The 18,988-nt window shown below is 55.3% G+C and carries 15 protein-coding genes; 8 read left to right on the plus strand and 7 right to left on the minus strand.

The genetic code is table 11. From position 1 onward, the window contains the following. Window positions 1-328: 328 nt before the first annotated feature. Window positions 329-1,876 (plus strand): phospholipase C, encoded by a 1,548-nt coding sequence (locus tag KTT_RS12645; RefSeq protein ID WP_235845688.1) that lies wholly within the window; start codon window positions 329-331, stop codon window positions 1,874-1,876. A gap of 122 nt (window positions 1,877-1,998) precedes the next feature. On the opposite strand, the gene KTT_RS12650 is transcribed toward KTT_RS12645, so the two are convergent. Continuing rightward, window positions 1,999-2,505, minus strand: a complete 507-nt coding sequence (locus KTT_RS12650; protein WP_126596317.1) for a methylated-DNA--[protein]-cysteine S-methyltransferase — start codon at window positions 2,503-2,505, stop codon at window positions 1,999-2,001. Window positions 2,506-2,745: 240 nt separating this feature from the next. Here KTT_RS12650 and KTT_RS12655 point away from each other — a divergent pair, with 240 nt between their 5' ends. Beyond that, window positions 2,746-3,771 (plus strand): alpha/beta hydrolase, encoded by a 1,026-nt coding sequence (locus KTT_RS12655; RefSeq protein ID WP_126596318.1) that lies wholly within the window; start codon window positions 2,746-2,748, stop codon window positions 3,769-3,771. A gap of 93 nt (window positions 3,772-3,864) precedes the next feature. Then, window positions 3,865-4,542 carry a TetR/AcrR family transcriptional regulator gene (locus KTT_RS12660; RefSeq protein ID WP_126596319.1) on the plus strand — a complete coding sequence of 226 codons (678 nt, stop codon included), beginning with the start codon at window positions 3,865-3,867 and terminating at the stop codon, window positions 4,540-4,542. A gap of 125 nt (window positions 4,543-4,667) precedes the next feature. Here the strand turns inward: KTT_RS12660 and KTT_RS12665 are convergent, their stop codons facing one another. The 5 genes from KTT_RS12665 to KTT_RS12685 form a co-directional block, all read right to left on the minus strand. Next, window positions 4,668-5,621: a GNAT family N-acetyltransferase gene (locus KTT_RS12665; RefSeq protein ID WP_160145831.1), complete on the minus strand. Its 954-nt coding sequence runs from the start codon at window positions 5,619-5,621 to the stop codon at window positions 4,668-4,670. Window positions 5,622-5,658: 37 nt separating this feature from the next. Beyond that, a complete protein-coding gene (locus tag KTT_RS12670) occupies window positions 5,659-7,284 on the minus strand; it encodes a glycoside hydrolase family 3 protein (protein WP_126596321.1) in 1,626 nt (541 codons plus the stop codon). 22 nt (window positions 7,285-7,306) lie between these two features. Continuing rightward, window positions 7,307-8,275, minus strand: coding sequence for an N-acetylglucosamine kinase (locus KTT_RS12675; protein WP_126596322.1), 969 nt, complete (start codon window positions 8,273-8,275; stop codon window positions 7,307-7,309). Continuing rightward, a complete protein-coding gene (gene murQ, locus KTT_RS12680) occupies window positions 8,272-9,204 on the minus strand; it encodes an N-acetylmuramic acid 6-phosphate etherase (protein ID WP_126596323.1) in 933 nt (310 codons plus the stop codon). The genes KTT_RS12675 and murQ overlap by 4 nt, the downstream gene beginning before the upstream one ends. Before the next feature lie 116 nt (window positions 9,205-9,320). Continuing rightward, on the minus strand, window positions 9,321-10,067 hold the full coding sequence (locus tag KTT_RS12685; RefSeq protein ID WP_126596324.1) for a GntR family transcriptional regulator: 747 nt from the start codon (window positions 10,065-10,067) through the stop codon (window positions 9,321-9,323). Window positions 10,068-10,480: 413 nt separating this feature from the next. On the opposite strand from KTT_RS12685, the gene nagA reads away from it, so the two are divergent. The 5 genes from nagA to KTT_RS12710 all read left to right on the plus strand — a co-directional run bounded on the left by nagA (window position 10,481) and on the right by KTT_RS12710 (window position 17,500). Beyond that, window positions 10,481-11,689, plus strand: a complete 1,209-nt coding sequence (nagA, locus tag KTT_RS12690) for an N-acetylglucosamine-6-phosphate deacetylase (protein ID WP_126596325.1) — start codon at window positions 10,481-10,483, stop codon at window positions 11,687-11,689. A 138-nt stretch (window positions 11,690-11,827) separates the two neighbouring features. Next, window positions 11,828-13,255: a transposase gene (locus KTT_RS12695; RefSeq protein ID WP_126594302.1), complete on the plus strand. Its 1,428-nt coding sequence runs from the start codon at window positions 11,828-11,830 to the stop codon at window positions 13,253-13,255. 404 nt (window positions 13,256-13,659) lie between these two features. Further along, window positions 13,660-15,342: an ABC transporter substrate-binding protein gene (locus tag KTT_RS12700; protein WP_126596326.1), complete on the plus strand. Its 1,683-nt coding sequence runs from the start codon at window positions 13,660-13,662 to the stop codon at window positions 15,340-15,342. A 160-nt stretch (window positions 15,343-15,502) separates the two neighbouring features. Further along, a complete protein-coding gene (locus KTT_RS12705) occupies window positions 15,503-16,498 on the plus strand; it encodes an ABC transporter permease (RefSeq protein ID WP_126596327.1) in 996 nt (331 codons plus the stop codon). Then, the gene (locus KTT_RS12710; RefSeq protein WP_126596328.1) at window positions 16,499-17,500 is read left to right on the plus strand and encodes an ABC transporter permease; all 1,002 of its coding nucleotides are present in this window, start codon (window positions 16,499-16,501) and stop codon (window positions 17,498-17,500) included. Window positions 17,501-17,606: 106 nt separating this feature from the next. Here KTT_RS12710 and KTT_RS12715 read toward each other — a convergent pair whose 3' ends face one another. Beyond that, entirely contained in the window at window positions 17,607-18,719 is a 1,113-nt protein-coding gene (locus KTT_RS12715; protein ID WP_126596329.1) for a carboxylate-amine ligase, read from the minus strand. Between the last annotated feature and the right edge of the window lie 269 nt (window positions 18,720-18,988).

Genomic DNA, 18,988 nt, shown 5'->3' on the forward strand with positions numbered 1-18,988 from the left:
GTCGTGTACGCCTTCTTTCCTCATGAGCTTTGGATTTCGGTGAGCTCGCCACCTTTTTGTATGTTGGTGCATGCGGGGCGCATCTGCGCCCCGCATGCACCAACATATAAAACCAGCGCGGCTGCGCAGCGGCCGCGCGTGCGGGGTATTCGTGTGCCCACAGGGTAACAAGAGTCTGATACTCTGTCAGGGGAATTGGAACATAAATTTTAAAAGCACTTAAAGCTAATTTACCGTTAGTTAATAATCAAATGTTATACTATGAATGATAGGGCTCCTTATAGAATAGATGCAACCTTAATGTTATTTAAAAGAGGGGATATTAATAGTGTTTAAATTTTGGCGTACGGCAGTTTCTGCCGTGGCTCTGGGATCCGTGCTGGTAAGCGGCGCTGTTGTAGCGAACGTATCCGCTAAATCGGCGGACGTGAATCCCCAGGCCCAGACACAAACCACTACACCAATTCAGCACGTGGTGGTAATTTTTCAAGAGAATGTATCATTTGATCATTACTTTGGTACTTACCCTAATGCCACGAACCCTGCAGGAGAGCCTGCTTTTTATGCCGCTAAAAACACGCCATCGGTAAATGGTTTAACGGCTGGTCTGCTGACGAACAATCCTAATGCCGCCAATCCACAGCGCCTGGATCGCTCACAGGCCGTGACCTGCGACCAGGATCATGCGTATACAGATGAGCAGAAGGCGTTTGATCATGGCCTGATGGATAAGTTTGTGGAGTCCGCCAGCGGTGGCAGCTGTGCAGACAAATCTATTGTGATGGATTATTATGATGGCAATACCGTCACCGGCCTGTGGAATTACGCTCAGAACTTTGCGATGAACGATAATTCCTTTGGCACTACCTTTGGTCCTTCGACCCCTGGCGCGCTGAACCTGGTTTCCGGTCAGACCCATGGTACGACGCCCGCGAACTTTGGCTATCCTGGTTATCCAGTGGCCTCGAATGGCACCCTGCTCAACGATATTGATCCAGCCTATGACGATTGTTCCGCTAAGGGCACGACCGTTGCTATGTCTGGTAAAAACGTTGGTGATCTGCTCAATGCCAAAAACGTGACCTGGGGCTGGTTCGAGGGTGGCTTCGCGCCATCGTCCACTACGAATGGACAGGCCGCCTGTGCCACCTCTCATGCCAATATTGCTGGCAAAACCTCAAAGGATTATATTCCGCACCATGAGCCGTTCCAGTATTACCAGTCGACCGCCAATCCTCACCACCTGGCTCCGACCTCGACGGCGATGATTGGTAAGACCGACCAGGCCAACCACCAGTACGACCTGACCAACTTCTGGTCAGCCGCCAACGCTGGTAACATGCCAGCGGTAAGCTTCCTGAAGGCCAGCGCTTACCAGGACGGCCATGCCGGCTACTCTGATCCCCTGGATGAGCAGCACTTCGTGGTTGATACCATCAACCGCCTGCAGAAGCTGCCTACCTGGAAGAATACCGCGGTCGTCATTTCTTATGATGACTCGGATGGCTGGTATGATCACGTCATGTCTCCGATCATCAACCAGTCGAATGATCCCAACGATGCTCTGACTGGCCCTGGACAGTGTGGCACAGCCAAGGCTGGCGCTTACTCCGGCCGCTGTGGATATGGCCCACGCCTGCCTCTGATGGTCATCTCACCATATGCCAAACAGAATTATGTTGACAATACCATGACGGACCAGAGCTCGGTCCTGAAGTTCATCGAGGACAACTGGCAGCTGGGCCGTATCGGTGATCAGTCCTTCGACGCCATCGCCGGTAGCATGACGAACATGTTCGATTTCTCTCATCCTGAGGGAGAAGGAAACCACACACTGTTCCTTGATCCACAGACAGGCGAGCCCACACATCGCTAGCATAGCGTTATATATCCGCTCTATCAGAGTCATGCCCCTCAATTTCTGAGGGGCATGACTTTTTATGCACCGTTTTATGAATGAGTGCTGCAGGGTCGCATTCGCGACCCTGCAGCACTCATTCATAAAATGATTCCCTGTTCGTGTTGGAGGAGCCAGTGTTTGCGCTGCAGGCCACCGGCGTAGCCTGTGAGCGAGGCGTTGGCTCCGATGACGCGGTGACAGGGCAAGACGATGGCGATTGGATTGAGGGCGTTGGCGGCCCCGACGGCGCGCGAGGCTGTCGGCTTGCCTAACCGGGTAGCCAGTTGACCATAGGTAGTAGTGGTACCGGCGGGAATGGCACGCAGGGCGGACCAGACCTGCTGTTGAAAGGTCGTCCCCCCGGTATTAACCGGAATAGCGTCCAGGCAGCGATAATCGCCCGCGAAATACGCGCGAAGCTGGCTGCTAACGCCACAGGGATCTGACGCGCGTGTCAGCTGGAACTCTCCGTAGCGTTTGCGCAACAGGGTCATCATACGCGACTCATAATCGGTGTAATCAAGTGAGCACAACTGATCTCCATCCACCACCAGCACAATGGTTCCGATTGGCGAATCGATTGTATCGTAGCATAGTTCTTTCATCTTCACCTACCCCTTTCAATTAAAGAGTTTGCCACCAACAATCATACTCCTCTTAAGCATCGGAGGCTAGCGTATCGCGGACATGATTCGGAGCTGGTATGCGCATTCTTCCTCACGATAATGGTGCAGCTTTTTTGTCGATGTGAAGGCGCAGGTGCTATGCTTAATGGGATTAGAGCCACAAGGGCAATAATGAGAAATTACTGGCATGTGAGAGCCGTATTATGAGAGGAGTGCGTTATGTTGCCATGGTCCGCACCGTTGAGCGGGCGCTTTGATGAAGTCGTATTTGAGAGCGAGGTCCTCAAGGACAATCCACTGCATGATCCTTATCAGCGCCCATTATGGATTTACCTGCCACCCGGCTATGACGAGGAGCCAGAACGGCGCTACCCCTCGGTGTACATGATCCAGGGGTTGACAGGGCAACTGGATATGTGGCGCAACCGTTCCGCGTTTCGCAAGAACTTTCCTGAACTGGCCGATGAGCTTTTCGCGAGCAAAGAGGCGCCACCCTGTATTATCGTGTGGGTAGACTGCTGGACCTCGTATGGGGGAAGCCAGTTTGTGGACTCGCCGGCGACTGGGAGATACCATACATACCTGTGCGATGAGATTGTGCCCTGGGTGGATGCGCACTATCGTACGCTACCGGCGCGCGAGCATCGCGGCATCGCCGGTAAATCGAGCGGTGGCTATGGCGCGATGATCACACCCATGTTGCGCCCCGATCTGTGGGGCGGTCTGGCCACCCATGCCGGAGACGCGTTGTTCGAGATGTGCTATCTTCCAGATTTCCGTCACTCCATCCGTACCCTGCAGAGCCGCTATGATGGTTCCTATGAAAAGTTCTGGCAGAGCTTCCGCAGCCGCGTGCCATTTACCCAGTCCGGTGACGAAGCGCCTATGAACGACTGGTGTATGGCCGCCTGCTACTCGGCCGATCCCGATGGCACCGTGCGGTTGCCCTATGATCTGCAAACCGGTGAACTGATCCCCGAGGTATGGGAGCGCTGGCTGGCCTGGGACCCCGTGCGTATGGCGCCCAAACACGCGGAATCCCTGCGCAACATGAAGGCGATCTATATCGATGCTGGCAATCGCGACCAGTACTATCTGGATCTGGGAGCCAGGGCCTTCTACAACGTTCTGAAGCGGCTTGGCGTAAACGAGGTTTTCTTCGAGTTGTTTGATGGCACACATTCCGCCATCGAGTACCGCTATCCGATCAGCCTGAAATACCTGGCCGAGCGTCTGGCCCCCTGATACCTCCTTGACGAATGACCAGCAGTCATCTATGATTAAGTGACTGATGGTCATTTATTATGTATGGAATAACAAGGTTGAGGGAGAAGAGAGATGGGATCGTTAGAGGGACGGCGGCGCGCTGTCCATGATGTACAGAAAGAGGAGCGGCGCCAGGCGATACTGGAGCAAGCCTGGCAGTTGTTTTTAGAGCACGGGTATGAGGCGTTGACGATGAGTGAGATCGCGGCCGCCACCGGTCTGGCTAAAGGAACTCTTTTCCTCTACTTTAAGACCAAGGAGACACTGTTTTTAACCCTGGTGGAGCAGCAACTGGATATCTTTTTTGCCCAGCTCAATATACGCCTGGAGGAGGCGCGATCCACGGTAACTAGCGCAGGCGTGGCGCGGCTGATCTGTGATGTACTGGTAGCCCATCCGGGCCTGACACGCCTGTTGTCGATCGTTCACACTATTCTGGAGCAGCACATACCCCTTGAGACTGCCCTCCACTTTAAGCAGATGCTGCTCCAGCATTTTCAACAGACAGGTAGTTTGCTGGAGGGTATATTGCCCTTTTTGCCTGCCGGAGAAGGCGCGCATGTCTTGCTGCAGGCTTATGCCCTGGCGTTAGGTGTCTGGCAGATCTCCGATCCTGCTCCAATTGTGCGGCAGGTTCTGGATAGCCAACCGGCGTTGCAGCCATTCGACGTGCAGTTCGCTCCTGAGTTTACGGCTGCCCTGCAGGCGCTTTTAAACGGCCTGGAGCAGGCCGTTCGGAAGATGGATTGATGGGAGCTTTGTGACTGCACATGAATCATACTGCACATGAATCATATATAACACAGGCATCGGGGGGGCAACCGCACCCCCAATGCCTGTGTTATATATGATTTTTTGATTATGTGGTGCCGAGTTTAGAGGTTGCGTACGCTGGGGTGATAGGAGCGCCATTTGCCGTAGCCGAGTTTGGCGTAGAAGTCGGTCAGCTCGACCCAGTCGATAAAGCAGTTGGTGACGCCGCGCTCTTTCAGTATTTCGGATGCCCCCGCTACCAGTGCGATGCCGATGCCGCGTCCGCGCTCGCTTTCCGCGACGCCCACGGCGCTCATCGCGCCCCCGTTTTCTCCCATCAGATTCTGCCAGATCAGATCGGTGCGTTCGGGATGTGACTGGGCCGTCGAGTACATAATCAGCGTACCCAGAATGCGGCCATCTTCATCCCGCGCCACTAGCAAGTCACGATAGTCACCCAGGTCGGCGCACAGCTCATATTGAGGGAGCCAGTTGGCGAAATTTTTGGCCTCGAAGGCCAGCACATCCGTCACGTTCTGGCTCTGCGCGCTGGCAATAGTGATCTTTTCTTTCTGCAGCCGCTGGATGACGCGCTCGGGAGTCTGGTAGTTGGAGAGGTCCTGGGACAGGTCGTAGACTGTGCTGGAGAGGTCCCAACCGCGACTCTTAAAGAAGACCACGGCACCGGGAAGGTTATCGGGCGCCCCGCACCAGAAGCGTGGGCTGACGCTACCCAGTCGTGCCGATTGCAGGTCCTGCGAGCGGAAATGCTCCATAGCGGCCTCATGCAGCGCGGTGCCAATACCCTGTCGCTGCATATCAGGATGAATCAGCAGTGCCAGCAACTGGCCTACTTTTTCTGTTCCATAAGAGCGTTTCAACGTGGCAACAAAGCCAACGATCTTACCGTTGATGCGGGCCACAAAATGCTGCGGTTCGTTGCCATTGAGCACTTTTTGCAGGCGCTCCTGCGTCAGGGGCCATTCCGAAGAGAGGGAAGCTTGCCAGAGCGCGTAGACATCCGCAGCATCGCGGTTCGCGTCGTAAGGCTGAATATGTTCAGTTGTGACTTGCATTTCGCGTATCCTATCTAACAGTGATCCAAGCAGCAGATTACGAAGACAGAGAGTATATGCCTGGGATGCTAACAGGGAGTTTTCCCTGCGCGGCGACCTCGCCGAAGAGCACGCTGGCTGCCGCGCGTAAGGCGGGCGGTGTGCATTCATACGTCACCAGATACGTCCCCAGCTGTGGCATCGCCAACAAATCGTATGGATTGTATACAGCCAGCCCGATGGTTGGTTTTCCGTATTGCAGCACGTGTCGGACAAACTCACCCTGGTAGTGATCCAGATTTGCATTTACTGTTACTACTATAATCATAGCAAAATCACTCACCCGTTGGTCAATCCCCCGCATGCTTTCCGTGGCATTTTCCGCCGTCACCACCACGCTCTCGATATTGGCGTGTCGCTGGCGCAGTTCGCTGACAAACGACTCGGTGGCCTGCGTTTTGTCGGCCGCGAAGGTATAGCTGGAAGGCTGCAGGATCGTCACCAGCAGGTGTTGCTCGGGAGCCAGGGCCAGGGGCAGGAGCTGTGGTGTATCGCGTACTATGGTGGTAGAGAGCGCGTAGGCGCGGTCACGCAGTGCCAGATGGTCCGGCTGACCAATGATGGTTAACTGATCCTTCGTGGGTAGCGTATCCCAGGATAGCATACGAGCTTTCAGGCGTAAAACACGTTCACAGGACTCCTGAATGGCCTGCGGCGTTATCTCACCCGTCTCCAGAGCCTGCATAGTAGCTTCGATGCCGCCTTTCTGGCGCGTGTATTGATGGGAGATCAGGATCAGATCGTTGCCAGCCTGCAGGGCCATGACGGCGCCGCGTTCAACGCCGATCGTTTCAGCGACGGCATTCATCTCCATGCAATCGGTAATGATCAGGCCCTGATAGCCAAGTTTGTGGCGCAACAGTTCGCGTACAATTGCTGGCGACACCGTGGCGGGCAGCATCCCATTGGCCGGCATCAGGGCGGGTAGATAGAGATGGCCGATCATGATGCTATCGGCTCCCGCTTTGATCCCTGCCTGGAACGGGATGAGCTCCAGGTTCTCCAAACGTTCGAGGGTGTAGGGAAGACTGGGCAGGGCCAGGTGAGAATCAATGGCGGTATCACCATGGCCGGGGAAGTGTTTCAGGCTGGTAATTACCCCAGTATCCCGGTAGCCCTCGACCATCGCCGCCACGTGGCGGGCCACGCGCTGTGGATCTTCTCCGAATGAGCGTGTGCCGATGACCGGGTTGGCTGGATTGTTATTGACATCGGCGACCGGGGCCAGGTTCATATTGATGCCCAGCGCCTTCATCTCACGGCCCGTGGCCTGGGCGATCTCACGCGTCAAATCTGGCGCATCGATGGCCCCCAGGGTCATGTTGCCAGGAAAAATGGTGGTGCTATCGCCAAAGCGGCGCACCATGCCGTTCTCCTGATCGATGCTGATCAAGAGGGGATAGCGATGGCCGGCCTCGCGAGCGATCTGCTGTAGAGATTGTGTCAGCTCTTGAATTTGCTGGATATCCTGCAGGTTGCGTTTGAATAAGACGATGCCACCTACATGGTAGCGCTGGATCAGCTCTTTGATCTCGGGTGTTACTGTCAGGCCGGGCAGTCCAGCGACAAATAGCTGGCCGATCTGTTCTTCCAGGGTTAAACCTTCGGTAAGATACTGTTGCATTGTGTGCTTCTTTCTTCCCTGTCTATACGCGAGTCCAGTGCTGGAAGCCGGTCAGGTGGATAATTGTGCGGGCCGCGCTGAGGGCTGGCTGCTCGATCTGCACTACCGGGTCCAGGGGTTGTACGCTGGCTAGTTGTTTTAGGAAGCGGTTCTGGAAACTGGCTTCGTTCAGCAATAAGCCGCCGCCCAGCGCCAGGGGTAGGGCTTGCCGGGGGGTAAAATCGAGTTTGGCGGCGACCGTTTTCACTACCAGTACCAGTTCGGCAATGGCGTTTTGTACCAGCGCGGCCGCGATCGCGTCTCCGTCCCGTTCGGCCTGCAGGACACAGGTCGAGAGGCGGGCGATCTTCGACTTATCCTCGCTGAAATAGACGGCGCCGATCAGTTCCTCCGCATTTGTGAGCTCCCAGGTCTGTAAGATACGTTCCAGAAGAATGGTTTGGGGCGCGCGCCCGTCGGAGGCGCGTACGGCGGCCTGCAGGGCCTGGATGCCCAGGGCATAGCCGCTGCCCTCGTCGCCCAGCAGATGACCCCAGCCTCCAGCGCGGCTGGTCAGGCTGTGGGCGTTGCGGCCCAGCGCGATCGAGCCAGTTCCGGCGATCACTACCACGCCAACCGCGTCCGGCAGTACGCTTAATCCCAGTTCCGCGTCATTGGTGAGATAGACTGTCCGGGCCAGATCTTGTAGCCGGGGCATCAGTGCGGCATGATCGGCTGGTCTATCGACCCCGGCAACTCCCAGCCATGCTTTTGAGATAGTGGTTTGCGGATCGAGGGCACTGAGCGCCTGTTGCGTCGCCGTATAAATATTGGAGACGGCGGTCGCCAGCCCTACGCCGGTATAATTCGCGCTACCGGCCAGGCCACGCCCGACCTCCTCACCCCGCTCATTCACCAGCACGGCCAGCGTTTTGCTGCCGCCACCATCTATCCCCAGATAATAAGACGCAGGCGATGTCGCCTGCGGAGAAGGATTATCGTTCGTCATCATGACTGCATTGCCTCGAGCGTGTTTCGCAAATTGTGGTTGTGTGCCGCCAGCTGCGCCCTGGCAACGTCGGGTGAGACGTGCAGGCGACCGACTACGATCGCCGTCTTTGTCTCTCCCTGTGTTGAGCGCAACAGGGCAACGGCCTGAGCGCGATCCAGTCCCGTTGCCTGTTGCACGATACTGCTGGCCCGCTGTTCCAACTTATAATTTGTGGCCACCACGTCTACCATCAGATTGCCATAGGTCTTGCCCAGCAGCACCATCGTCCCCGTGCTGAGCATGTTCAGCACCATCTTCTGGGCGGTGCCGGACTTCAAGCGCGTCGAGCCCGTGATGGCCTCGGGACCCACCAGCGGTACGATGGCGATCTCCACTCGTCGTTCAAGGGGGGAATGCTGGTTGCAGGCCAGGCCGATGGTCAGGGCACCCTGGTTCTTCGCGTACTCGATGGCACCCAGTACGTAGGGAGTGCGACCGCTGGCCGCGATACCAACCACAGTATCCAGTTCCGTCAGCCGCAGGTGTTCCAGTTCCGCTCGACCGGCGGCGGGATTATCCTCGGCATCTTCAACCGCGCTGGCGGTGGCGATGGGACCACCCGCGATCAGGCCGACGATCTGTTCTGGCGAGGTGCCAAAGGTGGGGGGACATTCCGAGGCATCCAGGATGCCCAGGCGACCAGAGGTGCCCGCGCCGATATAGATCAGGCGTCCTCCCTGGCTCATGCGGTCCGCGATCGCCTCGATGGCCCGCGCGACTTCTGGCAGCACCAGTTCAACGGCCCGCGCCACCTTCGCGTCCTCCGCGTTAAGGGCCTGTACAACCTCCAATGGACTCATGCGATCGATGTCAGCGGTGGCTGGATTGCTTGTTTCCGTAGCCAGGGTGCTGATGGCTGGGGTTCCCTCTGTATGAGGTACATCAGACATATGCTCACCTCTCTAGTTTCAGTACCCTCAACCGGGTCGAGAAAGAATGCTCATGCCTGCCGCCTCTGACGGACAGAGTATATTTCTCAAACTCGACAAGGTCAAGTGGAAATGCACTAGGGCATCAACTGCTCACGTTTAAGGTTGGTATAGTACGTGTATTTATTGCCACAGTACATAGCGCGGGCATACTCGATGGGGGTATCTCGTTCGGTGTAGGTCGTACGGCGTGTAAAGAGGGCGGCGCTATTGACCGGCACCTTCAGCAACTGGGCCGACGCCTCATCGAACAGACCGGCCTCAATCTCCTGCTCCGCCTCCACTAATGGAAGTCCATAGCGCGTCTCCAACAGTCGGTACAGGGAGTTCTGTTCCAGGTCCTCTTCCAGCAATTTCTCGCAGCCCATGAAGCTTAAGTGAGAGACCTCGACCGCCAGTGGCTCATCGTCAGCCAGGCGCAGGCGCTGCAGATAAAAGATGGGCTGCCCGGTTTTTATGCGCAGGCGTTCGGCCGTCGTCTCATCCGCCGGACTCATCTTCGCGGTCAACACTTTGGTGCCAGGCCGCTGACCACGGGCGCGGATATCCTCCGTAAAGCCGGTCAGATGCAGCAGTTGCTGTGTGATCTTATGGCGACTCACGAAGGTCCCCTTACCCTGTTCGCGGTAGAACAGACCCTCGTTGACCAGTTCGGTAATCGCCTGACGGGCGGTCATGCGGCTGATGCCATATTGCTCACCCAGTTCACGTTCAGAAGGAATCAAATCGCCAGGCTTCCACTCGCCGAGGCGAATCTTTTCGCGCATAATCTCTTTCAACTGATAGTAGCGGGGAAGCGGACCTTTACGAAAAACTGTGCTCATGTACTATTTCCAATCCTTTGTTGCTTCTGCTCCAATGTATTTTCCTACCGTAACAGATACGCACAAGATAGCCTTTCAGTGGCAGCAAATAGCTAATTTATCGCCGGGACCGTGGAATAGGCGACCTTCGATGCTCCCATGAGCCTGGGCAAGCTGGTATAATTGGTATATCGTCTATACCACATCTCTACCTTAGATAATCACAGATATTCTCGCAAACGTCAAGCTTTAAGACGAAACTGATAAAAATCAGACCGAAAAGTGAAGCCTGATTTTTTATTTTCGACCGGTGTAGAAAAGGAATGAGAGGTGGTATAATTGGCATATTGTATAGACCACCCTTAGTTACTATATTTGCATGCTAAAGATGGTATGCGCGTGAAGAGAAAGTCTGTGAAAAGAGGGGAAACTCAATGCGGTTTACATTACAGGGTGCTCATCTTGTAGACGCAACAATGGATGTTGAGCGAGGAAGTGTTGTTGTTGACGGTACACAGATTCAGGCTGTTGGCCAGGATGATGGCGCGGAGGGACTGCGTATCGACGCTTCCGATAGCATTATTTTGCCGGGATTCATCGAGGTACATACCCATGGTGGTGGTGGATTTAATCTGCACACGACTGATGTTGAAGAGGTGCGCTCATACCGTCGCTGGATTCCGACCACCGGCGTAACCTCTTTTCTGGTAACGGTGGTGGGGACGCCAAACGCCCTGCCGGAGGCGCAGTTGCAGACGGCCGTGGCCGCGATTGAGCAGGCCCACCAGAACTCATCCGAGCCCAGCGCGGAGCCGATAGGTATTTTTCTTGAGGGTCCTTACATCAGTGTCAAGAAGCGTGGCGCCCATCCTCCCATCTGGCTGCGCATACCAGATGAAAAAGAGACCGAGCGCATCCTGAAATTGACGCGTGGATATTTGCGGCTGCTAACGATCGCCCCCGAACTGCCCGGCGCCCATGATATGATTCGGCGGCTGGTCGAGGAGGGCGTAACCGTCAGCATTGGTCATACAGATAGTGATTATGAGCAGGCACGCGAAGCGATTCAATTGGGCATTACCCATGCCACACATTGTTTCAATGCCATGCGCCAGTTGGAGCACCGCGATCCGGGTCCCCTGGCCGCGATCGTGCAGGCCGAGCAGGTGCTGGGTGAGTTGATTGGTGACGGCGTACACGTGCATCCGGCCATGATGGATATGTTAGTCCGCATGCTGGGTTCGCAGCGCACAGTGGTCGTAACTGATGCCCTGGCCGGCGCTGGTATGACCGATGCCACCTTTGAGTTCGCGGGTCAGCAGGCGCGCGTTATCTGCGGAGCCGCGCGCCTGGAGGACGGAACGCTGACCGGAAGCGTTCTCACCATGGACCAGGCTCTGCGCAACATGCTGGACATGACGCCTATCTCCCTTTCCGACGCATCTGGCATGCTCTCGCTGAATCCGGCTCGTTCCGCCCAGGTCAAGGACCGCAAGGCCCTGCTCAGGGCGGGCTACGATGCCGACCTGGTCATCTACGATCGCTCTCTACAACTGCAGGCCACCATCTGCCGAGGGCAGGTCTGCTATGCCACCGACGCCTGGCGCCAGCGTCTCTCCCTCGATACCATCAAAGAAGCATAAAAGCAATCTCATAGTCATGAGTTACCCCGAACTTTAAGAACGGGAGTTCAGAGGTAGGAAAAAAGGGGGAAAAAGGCACCAAAGAACCCTTCTGAGATAAAACATATGTAGAACAAACCACTCAGGAGGGTTCTTTGTATGCACACACAGTATCGCACAGTTCCGGAACAGGAACAACTCATGACGCGCCTTGACCAGGAAGTGGCGGGCCAATTCGTCCATCGCTTGGATGCATGGCTCGCTCCGCTCTACGTCCTCTTAGATGCTTATCTCGATCGCCGCCTGGTTCGCACCTTTGCCGATGTGATTGTCAGCATCATCCAACTGCGGCATCGGGAAGCGGGTCTGTTGCAAACAGAATTGGGGGCTATGCTGCTGTCGCCCCAACATGCCCCGGCTGCCAGCAAGCGGATCCAGCGACTCTTGAGCAGCACCAAGTGGGGAGCCTGGCTCATTGACCAGTTTCTGTGGCAGCAAGCGACCAAGCAGTTAGAGACGTTGGAACACCAGGGGTGCCTGGCGCTGGTTCTCCATGATGGCAGTGAGTTGGAGAAACCCGAAAGTGTCAAGGTCGAAGGGTTGTGCCCGGTTCGTTCGTCCAAAGGACGGCGACTGAGCCGCCCGCGCCCCAAAGCCCACTGCATCAGCCCAACCAAGGGGGCTCCCATTCTGGTTCCAGGGATCCATTGGCACGGGGCCGTGCTCATCGGACTGCAGAGCCTGCCAAGTGTCATCAAGATGCACTACTGGAGCAGCCGCGGAAGCCATGCGAGCACGGGCCGGATTGAGGAAGAACGCGTGGTGCGTCACCTGGCTCAGCAGTGGGGCCGGAGGGTGATTCATGTCTTTGATCGCGGATGGGCTGGTGGCCCGTGGTTACAGGTCATGCATCGACTCGGGCAACGGTTTGTTGAGCGTTGGACGGGTCGCTATGAGTTGGTGGATGAGCAAGGTACCAAGCGCAAAGCGTGGGAAATTGCCCGGGGCAAACGCCAGAGCGTGCAAGGAACGCTCTGGTGGGCCGCGTTTGGTCGGGAGATCACCTTGACTATCAAATGGCGCCTCGTGCGGCATGCGGAGGTGGAAGGCATGCCGCTCTATCTGGTGGTGGCCAGTGCCAAAGAATGGAGCAGTCCCTGGTATTTGCTCACCAATGAGCCAGTTGAGGAAGCTGAAGCCGCCATGCGAATCGTGAACATCTACTGCCGCCGCTGGCAAATCGAGTGGAGCTTCCGCTTTGAGAAAAGTGAATTGGGGATCGAGCATATGCGGGTACGTGGATGGGAGAGGCAGCTGAAATTCCTGGGAATGGTAACGCTGGTCTATGCCTTTTTGCTCCAGCTGCTGATGTGTGAAGGGACGCTGGTACGTCTGTGGGCGCTCGATCGCTGGGATCATCAAACCGGCAAGCGGGCGCGTCAGACCCGGCAACCGCTCTATCGGCTGCGCCGAGGTCTCTCACGGTTATGGCAAGCGTACCGTCCGCAAGCGCAGGATCGGCCAGCGTGGCTCGGGGCCGATCTTGCGACGAGGACCCCGAACTTTTGTTCAGAAAGTTCGGGGTAACTCATGATAAATACTCAGATCCCTTTTCTCTATGAATTTTGGTCTAGTGGTCTAGATGTCTTGACAATGCTGCTAATCCATTGTAATCTATTTTCATGGATTAACCACTGATATTTCACCTGGCATACATCTATTTGTCACGTCTGCGGTACCCAGGAGTTATTTTTAAGTTGGTGCATAGGGTGCGCATCCGCGCACCCTATGCACCAACTTAAAAATAACACTGCGGCCGTGTAGCGGACGCCCGTGCAGGGGCGCTCATGTACCCTGACCGATGTTGCCCTTTTTGGTTGTTGGAGTGGCTGGATATGCCACACCTATAGTCTAGTAGTCTAGATAGCTATAGACATATGGTTTTATCATCTTTGACGCGCTGTTTTTTATAACCTTCAGGAGGTTTTAGCGTGGCTCCAACTCTCATCTCATCGATCAATGGGAAGAAAAGCAAGGCAGGGATGGCCTTCTTTTCGCTCCTGGTTATCCTGGCTCTGGCGCTAGCTGCGTGTGGAAATAGCAGCGGCAGCACCAGCTCAACTGGCAAGAAACATATTTTAACGATTGGCGCCCACGTAGGTGGCGACTTCACCAAAGCTCTGAGCCCTTACAATCCTACCCTCGTCAATGAAGGCATCCAGGGCATGGTCTATGAGACTCTCCTCTTCTTCAACCGCAACGATGGCAAAGTCACGAATCTACTGGCCACCGATTATAAATGGAGCGCCGATCAGAAGCAATTGACCTTCACCACGCGCGATAACGTCAAGTGGTCGGACGGCAAGCCGTTCAGCGCCTCAGATGTCGCTTTCACCTTTAACATGCTCAAGAAGTATCCGGCGGCTGACTCTAAAGGTATCTGGACCGATTTAAGTGACGTCTCGGCCCCGGATGCGAAGACCGTGGTGATGAATTTCAAGACCCCCAATCCTCCCCTGCTGTGGTATATTGGCGGACAGACATTCATCGTGCCCGAGCATATTTTCCAGAATGTCGATCCCACCAAGTTCGACAACAGCAATCCCGTAGGAACCGGCCCCTTCAAGTTCTCAAAATTTTCTCCTCAACTGCTTACTTATACCAAAAATCCAGGCTACTGGCAGGCCGACAAGGTCCAGGTAGACGAGTTGCTTTATCCAGCCGTTAAAGATAATCAGACCCTGCAGCTCAAGTTGATGAAGGGTGAGATCGACTGGGGAAGCTTCTTCGCGCCCGACCTGGATAAGACCTATGTGCAGAAAGACTCGACCCACAACCACTACTGGATGGCGCCAACTGATATGTTTACCCTGTATGTCAATCTGAGCAAGGCTCCATTTAACGATGTCAATGTGAGACAGGCTATCAGTGCAGCCATCGATCGCGCGCAGCTCTCCAAGCAGGCTGAAAGCGGTTATGTGTCTCCCGCCAGCACGACTGGATTGATATTGCCTAATGCACAGTCGTACCTGGACCCCAGCTACCAGAACGTGCAGTCCACGGCTGACGTGGCGAAAGCTGCCCAGTATCTGCAGAGCGCTGGCTACACCAAGGGCTCTGATGGCATCTATGCCAAAAACGGCAAGAAGCTGAGCTTCAGTATCAAGGTCGTCAACGGCTGGACCGACTGGGAGACGATGGCCTCGGTGATCAAGCAGAATCTGAAGGATGTCGGCATCGATGCCACCGTTGACGATATTCAGGATACCGCCTACTTTGATGCCCGCAACAATGGCAACTTTGATGCCCTGATCGGCGGTCTCTTTGGTGGTCCCACGCCTTACTACCTGTATGATACCCATCTGAATAGCGCCAACCTTTCACCCAAGGGCTTCAACTGGGGGAAATGGAAGGACAGCTCGACCGACAAATTGCTGCAGGACTATGCCAGCACCGTAGATCCGACCAAACAGAAGCAGGCCATCATGGGACTGGAAAAGATCTACGCCAGCGAGCTCCCGAACATCCCACTGGTAAACGCGGCCTCGTGGTATGAATACAGTACCAAAAACTTCACCGGCTGGCCCAGCAAGGATGATCCCTACGCCGTTGGCGCAGCCTACTCGGCCCCCGACAACCTGATGGTTGTCCTCAACCTGAAGCCAGCCGCTTAACACGTTCCGTCGGCGCCCTTCTGGCTGATGGATCGCGGGGAGGGCGCACGCAGAGCAGGGGAGGAGATGCTACCTGTCTTGTCAGATGTGAGCTGGTAGCGTCACCCCTGCATTTCCCCTTCACAAAGGATTCAGAGATACGTATCGAAGGAGTGCTTACATGCGCCATTTATTTCGCCGCATCTTCTTCTACCTGGTGGCGATCTGGATATCGGTTACTCTCAACTTTTTCATCCCCCGGCTGGCCCCCGGCAATCCCGCCCAGGCCATGCTCACTCGTCTGGAGCGCCGTGGTCCCATCAGTCCCGCTGCCCAGAAAGCCCTGGAGGCTGCCTTCGGCATCAACACCAGCGACACCATCTGGGTGCAATACTTTAAATATCTGAGCAACATGCTGCATGGAGACTTTGGTATCTCATATGTTCAGTACCCGGTCCCGGTTACCTCGATCATCGCCCAGAACATCATCTGGACCATCATCCTGGGCTCGGTCGCGGTGATGATCAGCTTTATCCTTGGTTGTCTGTTTGGGATTGTCATGGCCTGGAGGCGCGGCTCCATGATCGATACGGTGCTCTCGCCAGCGATGACCTTTCTCTCGGCTATTCCCTATTTCTGGTTAGCACTGATTATCCTGTATTTCTTTGGCTTTACCCTTAACTGGTTCCCCTTCGCCGATGGATACGACACTACGCTGGACGTGGGCTGGAGCTCCGACTTTATTATCAGTGCTATCTACCATGCGATCCTGCCGGCCCTTACCATTGTGCTCTCTTCGATCGCTGGCTGGATGCTGGTCATGCGCAACTCGATGATTACCACGCTATCGGAGGACTACGTCTTGATGGCGCACGCCAAGGGACTGACCCGCCGCCGGGTGATGTTCCTGTATGCCGCGCGCAACGCCATTCTACCTAATGTGACCGGCTTCGCCCTGGCAATCGGCTCCATTGTTGGTGGTCAGCTGTTGACCGAGATCGTCTTCTCTTATCCCGGAATTGGCTTCTCACTGTTGCAGGCGGTGCAGGGGCAGGATTATCCGCTGTTGCAGGGCATCTTTCTGATTATCGCGCTGGCGGTGCTAGGGGCGAACTTCATCGCCGACCTGGTCTATGTCGCGCTTGACCCACGTGTACGTCTGGAGAGGAGCGCTTAAATGGGAACATCTTCATCACAGTTCAGCGGATCGGTAAGCAACGGCTTTCAGCGCCAGCCGCAACGCTCTCCGAATACCTCCACCATTGAAGCTTTGCGCCATCCCTGGTATGAGCGCCTGGGACATGCCTTCCAGACCGTATGGCGTCAGCTGACCAGGAACAAGAAGGTCACCATCGGACTGGTGATCGTCTTCTTCTTTATTCTGGTTGCCGCCTTTGGTCCCCTGTTCATCCATAGCGATCCCAATCGCCTGTCGGAGGATGCGCAGGCCGCGCCATCGGCGGCCCACTGGCTGGGCACGACCGCTGTGGGGCAGGATATCTTTAATCAACTGGTCGTTGGGACTCGGTCCTCTATCTTCTGGGGCTTTGCTACCGGCATTGCCGTGACCGTGTTGTCGATTATCGTTGGATTGGTAAGCGGCTACTTTGGCGGGGTCATCGACGAGGTTCTGTCGCTGCTCACCAACGTATTCCTGGTACTGCCGGCGCTGCCGCTGGCGATCGTGCTGGCCTCATATTTTCCGCGTGGGCCTCTGACCGTCGCGCTGGTGATCACCTTTACCAGCTGGTCATGGGGCGCGCGCGTCCTACGCTCGCAGACCCTCTCGATGCGCAGCCGCGAGTTCGTGACGGCGGCGCGCGCCAACGGCGAGACCACCTGGCGCATCATCTTCTTTGAGATTTTTCCCAATGAGATCTCGATCGTGGCCGCCAACTTTGTCAGCACCACCCTGTACGTTATTCTGGCCTCCGCCTCGCTCGAATTCCTGGGATTGGGAGATCCCAACGGGATCAGCTGGGGGGATATGTTCTACTGGGCGCAGAAGGCCAACGCACTCATCTCGGGACTCTGGTGGTGGTTTATCCCGCCGGGCATCTGCATCGCTGTCCTTGGGGCGGGTCTATCCCTGATCAACTTTGGCATCGACGAGATCGCCGATCCACGCCTGCGTAAGGAGAGGGCGCCGAAGCTAATCACAGAGGGGGGAAATAAATGAAGAATGCTCCGTGCCGACGTTGCCAGCGGAGCAATACAGCGCAGGGTCTGGTCGAGAGTCTTATCATTCAAAAGGGTTGGTGTCTGATGCTGGTAGGGGCATCAGTTTAAAAGCTGCAGGTCTGGTCGACGATATAATCCACCAGAGCATGAAAATCACCAGTACGCTGATAGAAAGCATGCTGGCGACGAGCCCCATTACCCTCCTGTAATATGCGGTAGGTAGTGGCTGAGACGCGTTGCCAATCGCCTTCTGCTTCGAGCGCCGGCCGTAAAAAGGCCAGAAACTGCTCAACGCACTGCCGGGCTGGTACGGTACGCTGGGCCTGCACATCGAACAGGCGATCATCCAGACCATAGCGTGCCGCGCGCCAATGCATTGCTCGTAGCTGGTCGGTAGTCACATCTGGAAAAGGCATCTTGCGCATCACCAGGTCATATGCCGTGCGAACCAGGGCGCGGATCAAGCCGGTAACCATCACGGCCTCGTCGATGGTCATACAGACATCCATGATGCGAAACTCAAGCGTTGGAAAGCGTTCCGAGAGGCGTACATCCCAATAGATTTTGGTCGCATCGTCGATGCTCTCGGTCGCGATCAGGTGCTCAATTGTACTGCGGTAGTCATTATAAGAAGCAAAAGAGGGAGGAGGGCCGGCCAGCGGAACGGTCCACCACAGACCGGTACGATAATCTTGATAACCGGTGTACTCTCCCAGCCAGAACGGGGAATTGGCGGTCAGAGCAATAATCGGCGTGAGCCAGGAACGGGTATGATTGAGAACCTGGGTTGCCACCTCCTGATCAGGTATGCCGATGTGGACATGGCAGCCAAAGATAACCTGCTCACGTATCAATTGTTGATACGTCTCGATCAAAGTACGGTAGCGCTCTTTCGGGGTTACCTGTTGCTTATTCCACTGGGAGAAAGGATGGGTGCCAGCGGCCGCGATGAGTTGTCCCGCCTGATTGGCAGCCGCGATCACACCGCTGCGCATGCGCGTCAATTCATGTTGAACATCCGCCAGCGAATGGCAGATGGGGGTCGCGATCTCAATCTGAGACAAAATCATCTCAAACTGTACTTCATCCTCACTCAACGTGGCCTGGGCCTGTGGCAAGATCTCATGAGCCTTCTGGCTTAGCTCACGGGTATGAGGATCGATAATCTGATACTCTTCCTCGACGCCAATAGTAAAAGAATGAGATTGCAGGGACATAGAAACGCCTCCTTGCAATGATTATGGTCGGAACATATTACATACAATACGAAACCCTGCCCAATAAGTATACAGTATAAAGTGTAGTTTAGAGCTCTTATGCATCATAAGGCCGGAAATTCTTTATATGTTGCATACTTTTAGGGATTCTTTTTGTGCACAAATACCAGCAACGGCTGTCGAATAGCCTGTTTCTATTATGTAGCACTCCAAAAGTCCTTTACTTTAGTGCTATTTATTGACATATAATGTCTCTTTTAATTATAGTA

It is taken from the genome of Dictyobacter aurantiacus (assembly GCF_003967515.1).
Classification (GTDB): domain Bacteria; phylum Chloroflexota; class Ktedonobacteria; order Ktedonobacterales; family Ktedonobacteraceae; genus Dictyobacter; species Dictyobacter aurantiacus.

Excerpts from the sequence above, each read along its gene's own strand:
- KTT_RS12650 (WP_126596317.1), bottom strand. The coding sequence starts at position 2,505 with ATGAAAGAACTATGCTACGATACAATCGATTCGCCAATCGGAACCATT.
- KTT_RS12695 (WP_126594302.1), top strand. The coding sequence starts at position 11,828 with ATGCACACACAGTATCGCACAGTTCCGGAACAGGAACAACTCATGACG.
- murQ (WP_126596323.1), bottom strand. The coding sequence starts at position 9,204 with ATGTCTGATGTACCTCATACAGAGGGAACCCCAGCCATCAGCACCCTG.
- KTT_RS12710 (WP_126596328.1), top strand. The coding sequence starts at position 16,499 with ATGGGAACATCTTCATCACAGTTCAGCGGATCGGTAAGCAACGGCTTT.
- KTT_RS12655 (WP_126596318.1), top strand. The coding sequence starts at position 2,746 with ATGTTGCCATGGTCCGCACCGTTGAGCGGGCGCTTTGATGAAGTCGTA.
- KTT_RS12715 (WP_126596329.1), bottom strand. The coding sequence starts at position 18,719 with ATGTCCCTGCAATCTCATTCTTTTACTATTGGCGTCGAGGAAGAGTAT.
- KTT_RS12670 (WP_126596321.1), bottom strand. The coding sequence starts at position 7,284 with ATGCAACAGTATCTTACCGAAGGTTTAACCCTGGAAGAACAGATCGGC.
- KTT_RS12660 (WP_126596319.1), top strand. The coding sequence starts at position 3,865 with ATGGGATCGTTAGAGGGACGGCGGCGCGCTGTCCATGATGTACAGAAA.
- KTT_RS12705 (WP_126596327.1), top strand. The coding sequence starts at position 15,503 with ATGCGCCATTTATTTCGCCGCATCTTCTTCTACCTGGTGGCGATCTGG.
- KTT_RS12665 (WP_160145831.1), bottom strand. The coding sequence starts at position 5,621 with ATGCAAGTCACAACTGAACATATTCAGCCTTACGACGCGAACCGCGAT.
- nagA (WP_126596325.1), top strand. The coding sequence starts at position 10,481 with ATGCGGTTTACATTACAGGGTGCTCATCTTGTAGACGCAACAATGGAT.
- KTT_RS12675 (WP_126596322.1), bottom strand. The coding sequence starts at position 8,275 with ATGATGACGAACGATAATCCTTCTCCGCAGGCGACATCGCCTGCGTCT.
- KTT_RS12685 (WP_126596324.1), bottom strand. The coding sequence starts at position 10,067 with ATGAGCACAGTTTTTCGTAAAGGTCCGCTTCCCCGCTACTATCAGTTG.